Annotated in this window: 8 protein-coding genes; 7 read left to right on the plus strand and 1 reads right to left on the minus strand. The window is 53.7% G+C overall.

Going from position 1 to position 7,984, the window contains the following annotated elements:
* Positions 1–261 precede the first annotated feature (261 nt).
* Positions 262–315 carry a hypothetical protein gene (locus tag EQY_RS26385; protein WP_105285681.1) on the plus strand — a complete coding sequence of 18 codons (54 nt, stop codon included), beginning with the start codon at positions 262–264 and terminating at the stop codon, positions 313–315.
* Here the strand turns inward: EQY_RS26385 and queG are convergent.
* Positions 298–1,437 carry a tRNA epoxyqueuosine(34) reductase QueG gene (gene queG / locus EQY_RS0122005; protein WP_001294236.1) on the minus strand — a complete coding sequence of 380 codons (1,140 nt, stop codon included), beginning with the start codon at positions 1,435–1,437 and terminating at the stop codon, positions 298–300. The genes EQY_RS26385 and queG overlap by 18 nt on opposite strands.
* Here queG and nnr point away from each other — a divergent pair.
* The 6 genes from nnr to hfq all read left to right on the plus strand — a co-directional run bounded on the left by nnr (position 1,436) and on the right by hfq (position 7,965).
* Positions 1,436–2,983, plus strand: coding sequence for a bifunctional ADP-dependent NAD(P)H-hydrate dehydratase/NAD(P)H-hydrate epimerase (gene nnr / locus EQY_RS0122010; RefSeq protein WP_077629730.1), 1,548 nt, complete (start codon positions 1,436–1,438; stop codon positions 2,981–2,983). The genes queG and nnr overlap by 2 nt on opposite strands.
* Positions 2,955–3,416, plus strand: coding sequence for a tRNA (adenosine(37)-N6)-threonylcarbamoyltransferase complex ATPase subunit type 1 TsaE (gene tsaE, locus EQY_RS0122015; RefSeq protein WP_000981977.1), 462 nt, complete (start codon positions 2,955–2,957; stop codon positions 3,414–3,416). The genes nnr and tsaE overlap by 29 nt, the downstream gene beginning before the upstream one ends.
* A gap of 17 nt (positions 3,417–3,433) precedes the next feature.
* Positions 3,434–4,771 carry an N-acetylmuramoyl-L-alanine amidase AmiB gene (gene amiB, locus EQY_RS0122020; RefSeq protein WP_000990342.1) on the plus strand — a complete coding sequence of 446 codons (1,338 nt, stop codon included), beginning with the start codon at positions 3,434–3,436 and terminating at the stop codon, positions 4,769–4,771.
* A 9-nt stretch (positions 4,772–4,780) separates the two neighbouring features.
* The gene (gene mutL / locus EQY_RS0122025; protein WP_001122462.1) at positions 4,781–6,628 is read left to right on the plus strand and encodes a DNA mismatch repair endonuclease MutL; all 1,848 of its coding nucleotides are present in this window, start codon (positions 4,781–4,783) and stop codon (positions 6,626–6,628) included.
* Complete coding sequence (gene miaA / locus EQY_RS0122030) at positions 6,621–7,571, plus strand: tRNA (adenosine(37)-N6)-dimethylallyltransferase MiaA (protein ID WP_001280351.1); 951 nt, start codon at positions 6,621–6,623, stop codon at positions 7,569–7,571. The genes mutL and miaA overlap by 8 nt, the downstream gene beginning before the upstream one ends.
* Positions 7,572–7,656: 85 nt before the next feature.
* A complete protein-coding gene (gene hfq / locus EQY_RS0122035) occupies positions 7,657–7,965 on the plus strand; it encodes an RNA chaperone Hfq (RefSeq protein WP_001051883.1) in 309 nt (102 codons plus the stop codon).
* Positions 7,966–7,984 lie beyond the last annotated feature (19 nt).

Below are 7,984 nucleotides of genomic sequence, written 5' to 3' on the forward strand. Positions count from 1 at the left end.
GCGAGTTCGAGTCTCGTTTCCCGCTCCAAATTCTCCTCTCAATAAACTATCCACAGCGACGCAATGCGTTATTGCTGGTTTTTGTTGTCTCTGACAAACTCTTGTAAACAGAGTTATCCACAGGTTCAGGCTGTAATCTTAATTTCAGAAAAACTTCGCACGGTGAATAGTAAATTATTAACGTGTTGATATTTAAATTGAAAATTAAGGTTTCGATTTGTCGTATTGATCGCTTGACGATTTTTTCCGGCTTGAATTGCAATGCGTTTTTATTTTTATTCACAAGCTGTGGATGAATCAGGCGTCGCGTGGTAAGCCCTTTTCAATCACCCGAACAAGACGCTGTTTTTTCGGTAGTTGAACCTCAACCACGCAGGCATTTCGTCGCTCGATTTGCTGCGTAATCGCCCACGCTATGTGTTCATCAAGAAGTGGATGCTCACCTTTACGACTTTCCAGCGCCGCCAGAATCGCTTCATCCCAGGGCGCATTGCCTAATGCTACGGCGATATTACGCAGCCAGCGCAGGTGGCCTATACGGCGGATCGCTGAACCTTCTGTTATTTTTAAAAACTTCTCTTCGCTCCAGGCGAATAACTCAATGAGTTCCGGTGCGTGTAGTGGTTTGCGTGGGCTGAAATCGTCTTCAGTTGTCAGTTGCGAATAGCGATTCCACGGGCAGATAAGCTGGCAGTCATCGCAACCGTAAATACGGTTTCCCATTAACGGGCGTAACTCTTCCGGGATTGCCCCTTCCAGTTCTATCGTCAGATAAGAAATGCAGCGGCGAGCATCTACGGTATATGGCTCGACGATGGCTCCGGTCGGGCAAATCGTCATACAGGCCAAGCATTTACCGCATCCTTCCTCGACCGGTTGATCCACAGGTAACGGAATATCAACCAGCAGCTCGCCTAAAAAGAAGAACGAACCGGCTTCGCGATTGAGGATAAGTGAGTGCTTACCTGTCCAGCCAAGTCCCGCTTTTTCAGCCAGCGGGCGCTCAAGAACAGGCGCAGAATCGACAAACGGTCTAAAATTCAGCGAAACACAATGTTGCTGAATCATCTCGCCCATCTTTTTGAGTCGGTTGCGCAGAAGTTTGTGGTAGTCACGACCCAGCGCATAACGGCTAACATAGCCGAGTTTGGGATTTTTCAGCGTGCTGGCAAATGCGGCGTTGGCAGGCAGGTAGTTCATCCGCACGCTGATCACGCGCAGCGTACCGGGTAATAACTCGTGGGGGCGGGCGCGCAGCATACCGTGACGCGCCATCCAGTCCATTTCGCCGTGGTATTGTTTGTCCAGCCATGCTTGCAGTTTTGGCTCGGACTCGCTGAGATCGGTATCGGTAATACCCACCTGCTGAAAGCCCAGTTCCAGCCCCCACTGTTTAATTTTTTGCGCTAATTGATTGAGATCGAGGGGCTCTGACATGACGGACCATACAATGAAGAAAAACCCCGTAAGTATACCACACACCGTCTGGCACGCCGACGATATCCGACGTGGCGAACGCGAAGCGGCAGATGCGCTGGGGCTAACGCTTTATGAACTGATGCTTCGTGCGGGTGAAGCCGCGTTTCAGGTGTGTCGTACCGCCTATCCTGACGCCCGCCACTGGCTGGTGCTGTGCGGTCATGGCAATAATGGCGGCGATGGCTACGTGGTCGCGCGGCTGGCAAAAGCGGTCGGTATTGAGGTTACGTTACTGGCCCAGGAGAGCGACAAACCGTTACCGGAAGAGGCTGCGCTGGCACGCGAAGCATGGTTAAACGCGGGAGGCGAGATCCATGCCTCGAATATTGTCTGGCCTGCGCCGGTGGATTTGATCGTTGATGCGCTGCTCGGCACCGGATTGCAGCAAGCACCCCGCGAATCTGTTAGCCAATTAATCGACCATGCTAATTCCCATCCGGCGCCGATTGTGGCGGTTGATATCCCTTCCGGCCTGCTGGCAGAAACCGGCGCCACGCCAGGCGCGGTGATCAACGCCGCTCACACCATCACCTTTATTGCCCTTAAACCTGGTTTGTTAACCGGCAAAGCACGGGATGTTACCGGGCAACTGCATTTTGACTCGCTGGGACTGGACAGTTGGCTGGCAGGTCAGGAGACGAAAATTCAGCGGTTTTCGGCAGAACAACTTTCTCACTGGCTGAAACCGCGTCGCCCGACTTCGCATAAAGGCGATCACGGGCGGCTGGTGATTATCGGTGGCGATCACGGCACGGCGGGGGCTATTCGTATGACGGGGGAAGCGGCGCTGCGTGCTGGCGCTGGTCTAGTCCGAGTACTGACCCGCAGTGAAAACATTGCGCCGCTGCTGACCGCACGACCGGAATTGATGGTGTACGAGTTGACGGAGAAATCTTTAACTGAAAGCCTGGAATGGGCCGATGTGGTGGTGATTGGCCCTGGTCTGGGCCAGCAAGAGTGGGGGAAAAAAGCCCTACAAAAAGTTGAGAGTTTTCGCAAACCGATGTTGTGGGATGCTGATGCATTGAACCTGCTGGCAATCAATCCCGATAAGCGTCACAATCGCGTGATCACGCCGCATCCTGGCGAGGCCGCACGGTTGTTGGGCTGTTCCGTTGCAGAAATTGAAAGTGACCGCTTACATTGCGCCCAACGTCTGGTACAACGTTATGGCGGCGTAGCGGTGCTGAAAGGTGCCGGAACCGTGGTCGCCGCCCATCCTGACGCTTTAGGCATTATTGATGCCGGAAATGCAGGGATGGCCAGCGGCGGCATGGGTGATGTGCTCTCTGGTATTATTGGCGCATTGCTTGGGCAAAAACTGTCGCCGTATGATGCAGCCTGTGCTGGCTGTATCGCACACGGCGCGGCGGCTGACGTGCTGGCGGCGCGTTTTGGTACGCGCGGGATGCTGGCAACCGATCTCTTTTCCACGCTACAGCGTATTGTTAACCCGGAAGTGACTGATAAAAACCATGATGAATCGAGTAATTCCGCTCCCTGATGAGCAGGCAACATTAGACCTGGGCGAGCGGGTAGCGAAAGCCTGCGATGGTGCAACCGTAATCTATCTGTATGGCGATTTAGGCGCAGGTAAAACCACCTTTAGCCGGGGCTTTTTACAGGCTCTGGGTCATCAGGGTAATGTCAAAAGCCCCACTTATACCCTGGTCGAACCCTATACGCTCGACAACTTAATGGTTTATCACTTTGATTTGTACCGCCTTGCTGATCCCGAGGAGCTGGAGTTTATGGGGATCCGCGATTATTTTGCCAACGATGCCATCTGCCTGGTGGAGTGGCCACAACAAGGTACAGGTGTTCTTCCTGACCCGGATGTCGAAATACACATTGATTATCAGGCACAAGGCCGTGAGGCGCGCGTGAGTGCGGTCTCCTCTGCGGGTGAATTGTTGCTGGCGCGTTTAGCCGGTTAACCTTTGAAGGTGGCGGGATGATGTATCGCATCAGAAATTGGTTGGTAGCGACGTTGGTGCTGCTGTGCGCGCAGGCTGGCGCCGCTACGCTCTCTGATATTCAGGTTTCTAATGGCAATCAACAGGCGCGGATTACGTTAAGTTTTATTGGCGATCCTGACTATGCTTTTAGCCATCAAAGCAAACGCACCGTGGCGCTCGATATCAAACAAACGGGCGTGATTCAGGGGCTGCCGTTGTTGTTCAGCGGTAATAATCTGGTGAAGGCGATTCGCTCTGGAACGCCAAAAGATGCGCAAACGCTGCGGCTGGTGGTCGATCTCACCGAAAACGGTAAAACCGAAGCGGTGAAGCGGCAGAATGGCAGCAATTACACCGTCGTCTTTACGATTAATGCCGATGCGCCACCACCGCCTCCGCCGCCGCCCGTGGTTGCTAAACGTGTTGAAACGCCTGCGGTTGTCGCACCGCGCGTCAGCGAACCGGCGCGTAATCCGTTTAAAACCGAGAGCAACCGGGCTACGGGTGTCATCAGTAGCAATACGGTGACGCGTCCGGCAGCGCGCGCGACGGCTAACACTGGCGAAAAAATTGTCATCGCCATTGATGCCGGACACGGTGGTCAGGATCCTGGCGCTATCGGCCCTGGCGGTACGCGGGAGAAAAATGTCACCATCGCCATCGCGCGTAAATTGCGTACTTTGCTCAATGATGATCCGATGTTTAAGGGCGTTTTAACCCGTGACGGGGATTACTTTATCTCGGTGATGGGGCGCAGCGATGTGGCACGTAAGCAAAACGCCAATTTCCTTGTGTCGATTCACGCTGATGCCGCACCGAACCGCAGTGCTACCGGCGCTTCCGTGTGGGTGCTCTCTAACCGTCGCGCAAACAGTGAAATGGCAAGCTGGCTGGAACAGCACGAGAAACAGTCGGAGCTGCTGGGCGGGGCAGGCGATGTGCTGGCGAACAGTCAGTCTGACCCGTATTTAAGCCAGGCGGTGCTGGATTTACAGTTCGGTCATTCCCAGCGGGTAGGGTATGATGTGGCGACCAGTATGATCAGTCAGTTGCAACGCATTGGCGAAATTCATAAACGTCGACCAGAACACGCCAGCCTTGGTGTTCTGCGTTCGCCGGATATCCCGTCAGTACTGGTCGAAACCGGTTTTATCAGCAACAACAGCGAAGAACGTTTGCTGGCGAGCGACGATTACCAACAACAGCTGGCAGAAGCCATTTACAAAGGCCTGCGCAATTACTTCCTTGCGCATCCGATGCAATCTGCGCCGCAGGGGGCAACGGCACAAACTGCCAGTACGGTGACGACGCCAGATCGCACGCTGCCAAACTAAGGATAATTGATGCCAATTCAGGTCTTACCGCCACAACTGGCGAACCAGATTGCCGCAGGTGAGGTGGTCGAGCGACCTGCGTCGGTAGTCAAAGAACTGGTAGAAAACAGCCTCGATGCGGGTGCGACGCGCATCGATATTGATATCGAACGCGGTGGGGCGAAACTTATCCGCATTCGTGATAACGGCTGCGGTATCAAAAAAGATGAGCTGGCGCTGGCGCTGGCTCGTCATGCTACCAGTAAAATTGCCTCTCTGGACGATCTCGAAGCTATTATCAGCCTGGGTTTTCGCGGTGAGGCGCTGGCGAGTATCAGTTCGGTTTCCCGCCTGACGCTCACTTCGCGCACTGCGGAACAGCAGGAAGCCTGGCAGGCTTATGCCGAAGGGCGTGATATGGACGTGACGGTTAAACCAGCGGCGCATCCGGTGGGAACAACGCTGGAGGTGCTGGATCTGTTCTACAACACTCCGGCGCGGCGCAAATTCCTGCGCACCGAGAAAACCGAATTTAACCATATCGATGAAATCATCCGCCGCATTGCGCTGGCGCGTTTCGACGTCACTATCAACTTGTCGCATAACGGCAAAATTGTGCGCCAGTACCGCGCAGTGCCGGAAGGCGGGCAAAAAGAACGCCGTTTAGGGGCGATTTGTGGCACCGCTTTTCTCGAACATGCGCTGGCGATTGAATGGCAGCACGGCGATCTCACGCTGCGCGGCTGGGTGGCTGATCCGAATCACACCACGCCTGCACTGGCGGAAATTCAGTATTGCTACGTGAATGGGCGCATGATGCGCGATCGCCTGATCAATCATGCGATCCGCCAGGCCTGCGAAGACAAACTGGGCGCCGATCAGCAACCTGCGTTTGTGCTGTATCTGGAGATCGACCCGCATCAGGTGGACGTCAACGTGCACCCCGCCAAACACGAAGTGCGTTTCCATCAGTCGCGTCTGGTGCATGACTTTATCTATCAGGGCGTGCTGAGCGTGCTACATCAGCAACTGGAAACGCCGCTACCGCTGGACGATGACCCCCAACCTGCACCGCGTGCCATTCCGGAAAACCGCGTGGCGGCGGGGCGCAATCACTTTGCAGAACCGGCAGTTCGTGAGCCGATAGCTCCACGCTACACTCCTGCGCCAGCATCAGGCAGTCGCCAGTCTGTTCCCTGGCCGAACGCGCAACCGGGCTACCAGAAACAGCAAGGCGAAGTGTATCGCCAGCTTTTGCAAACGCCTGCGCCGATGCTCAAACCAAAAGCGCCAGAACCGCAGGAACTTACGCTGGCATCGAATGGTCAAAGCTTTGGTCGGGTGTTGACTATCGTCAATTCCGACTGTGCGCTGCTGGAGCGTGACGGCAACATTTCACTTTTAGCCCTGGCGGTAGCGGAACGTTGGTTGCGTCAGATGCAACTGACGCCGGGTGAGGCGCCGGTTTGTGCCCAGCCGTTGCTTATTCCGTTGCGGCTAAAAGTCTCTGGCGAAGAAAAATCGGCATTAGAAAAAGCGCAGTCCGCTCTGGCGGAGTTAGGCATTGAATTTCAGTCTGATGCGCAGCATGTGACCATCAGAGCCGTGCCTTTACCCTTACGCCAACAAAATTTACAAATCTTGATTCCTGAACTGATAGGCTACCTGGCGAAGCAGTCCGTATTCGAACCTGGCAATATTGCGCAGTGGATTGCACGAAATCTGATGAGCGAACATGCACAGTGGTCAATGGCGCAGGCCATTACCCTGCTGGCGGATGTAGAACGGTTATGTCCGCAGCTTGTGAAAACGCCGCCGGGTGGTCTGTTACAATCTGTTGATTTACATCCGGCGATAAAAGCCCTGAAAGATGAGTGATATCAGTAAGGCGAGCCTGCCTAAGGCAATTTTTTTGATGGGGCCGACGGCCTCCGGTAAAACGGCGTTAGCCATTGAGCTGCGTAAAATTTTACCAGTAGAGTTGATAAGCGTTGATTCTGCCCTTATTTACAAAGGGATGGATATCGGGACGGCGAAGCCGAACGCTGAAGAGTTACTCGCCGCGCCGCACCGATTGCTGGATATTCGCGATCCGTCGCAGGCTTATTCGGCTGCTGATTTTCGTCGCGATGCGCTGGCGGAAATGGCCGATATCACGGCGGCGGGGCGAATCCCGCTGTTAGTGGGCGGTACTATGTTGTATTTCAAGGCGTTACTGGAGGGATTGTCGCCGCTACCGTCGGCGAACCCCGAAGTACGAGCCAGAATTGAGCAACAAGCGGCAGAGCAAGGTTGGGAGTCATTGCATCGTCAACTGCAGGAGATAGATCCTGTTGCGGCAGCAAGGATTCATCCAAATGATCCACAAAGGCTTTCCCGGGCACTGGAAGTTTTTTTCATTTCGGGTAAAACTTTAACGGAACTGACGCAAACGTCAGGAGACGCTCTACCGTATCAGGTGCATCAGTTCGCCATCGCCCCGGCGAGCCGTGAACTGCTCCATCAACGAATTGAGCAGCGTTTTCATCAGATGTTGGCTTCAGGTTTTGAAGCAGAAGTCCGGGCGCTTTTTGCCCGAGGAGATTTGCATACGGATTTGCCTTCCATTCGTTGCGTGGGTTATCGCCAGATGTGGTCTTACCTTGAAGGCGAAATCTCATACGATGAAATGGTTTATCGAGGTGTTTGCGCCACGAGACAGTTGGCGAAGCGGCAGATAACCTGGCTGCGTGGTTGGGAAGGAGTTCACTGGCTTGACAGTGAAAAACCAGAACAGGCGCGTGACGAAGTATTACAGGTTGTTGGTGCTATCGCAGGCTGAATGTGTACAATTGAGACGTATCGTGCGCAATTTTTTCAGAATCGAAAGGTTCAAAGTACAAATAAGCATATAAGGAAAAGAGAGAATGGCTAAGGGGCAATCTTTACAAGATCCGTTCCTGAACGCACTGCGTCGGGAACGTGTTCCAGTTTCTATTTATTTGGTGAATGGTATTAAGCTGCAAGGACAAATCGAGTCTTTTGATCAGTTCGTGATCCTGTTGAAAAACACGGTCAGCCAGATGGTTTATAAGCACGCGATTTCTACTGTTGTCCCGTCTCGCCCGGTTTCTCATCACAGTAACAATGCCGGTGGCGGTACTAGCAGTAACTATCATCATGGTAGCAGCGCGCAGAATACTTCCGCGCAACAGGACAGCGAAGAAACCGAATAAGGTTTCGGGCTGTTTTTTT

The organism is Escherichia sp. TW14182, assembly GCF_000208525.1.
In the GTDB taxonomy this organism is placed as follows: Bacteria; Pseudomonadota; Gammaproteobacteria; order Enterobacterales; family Enterobacteriaceae; genus Escherichia; species Escherichia ruysiae.

What these genes read in the sequence shown, in the direction of transcription:
- tsaE (WP_000981977.1), top strand. Translation starts at nt 2,955, where the DNA reads ATGATGAATCGAGTAATTCCGCTCCCTGATGAGCAGGCAACATTAGAC.
- mutL (WP_001122462.1), top strand. Translation starts at nt 4,781, where the DNA reads ATGCCAATTCAGGTCTTACCGCCACAACTGGCGAACCAGATTGCCGCA.
- hfq (WP_001051883.1), top strand. Translation starts at nt 7,657, where the DNA reads ATGGCTAAGGGGCAATCTTTACAAGATCCGTTCCTGAACGCACTGCGT.
- queG (WP_001294236.1), bottom strand. Translation starts at nt 1,437, where the DNA reads ATGTCAGAGCCCCTCGATCTCAATCAATTAGCGCAAAAAATTAAACAG.
- nnr (WP_077629730.1), top strand. Translation starts at nt 1,436, where the DNA reads ATGACGGACCATACAATGAAGAAAAACCCCGTAAGTATACCACACACC.
- amiB (WP_000990342.1), top strand. Translation starts at nt 3,434, where the DNA reads ATGATGTATCGCATCAGAAATTGGTTGGTAGCGACGTTGGTGCTGCTG.
- miaA (WP_001280351.1), top strand. Translation starts at nt 6,621, where the DNA reads ATGAGTGATATCAGTAAGGCGAGCCTGCCTAAGGCAATTTTTTTGATG.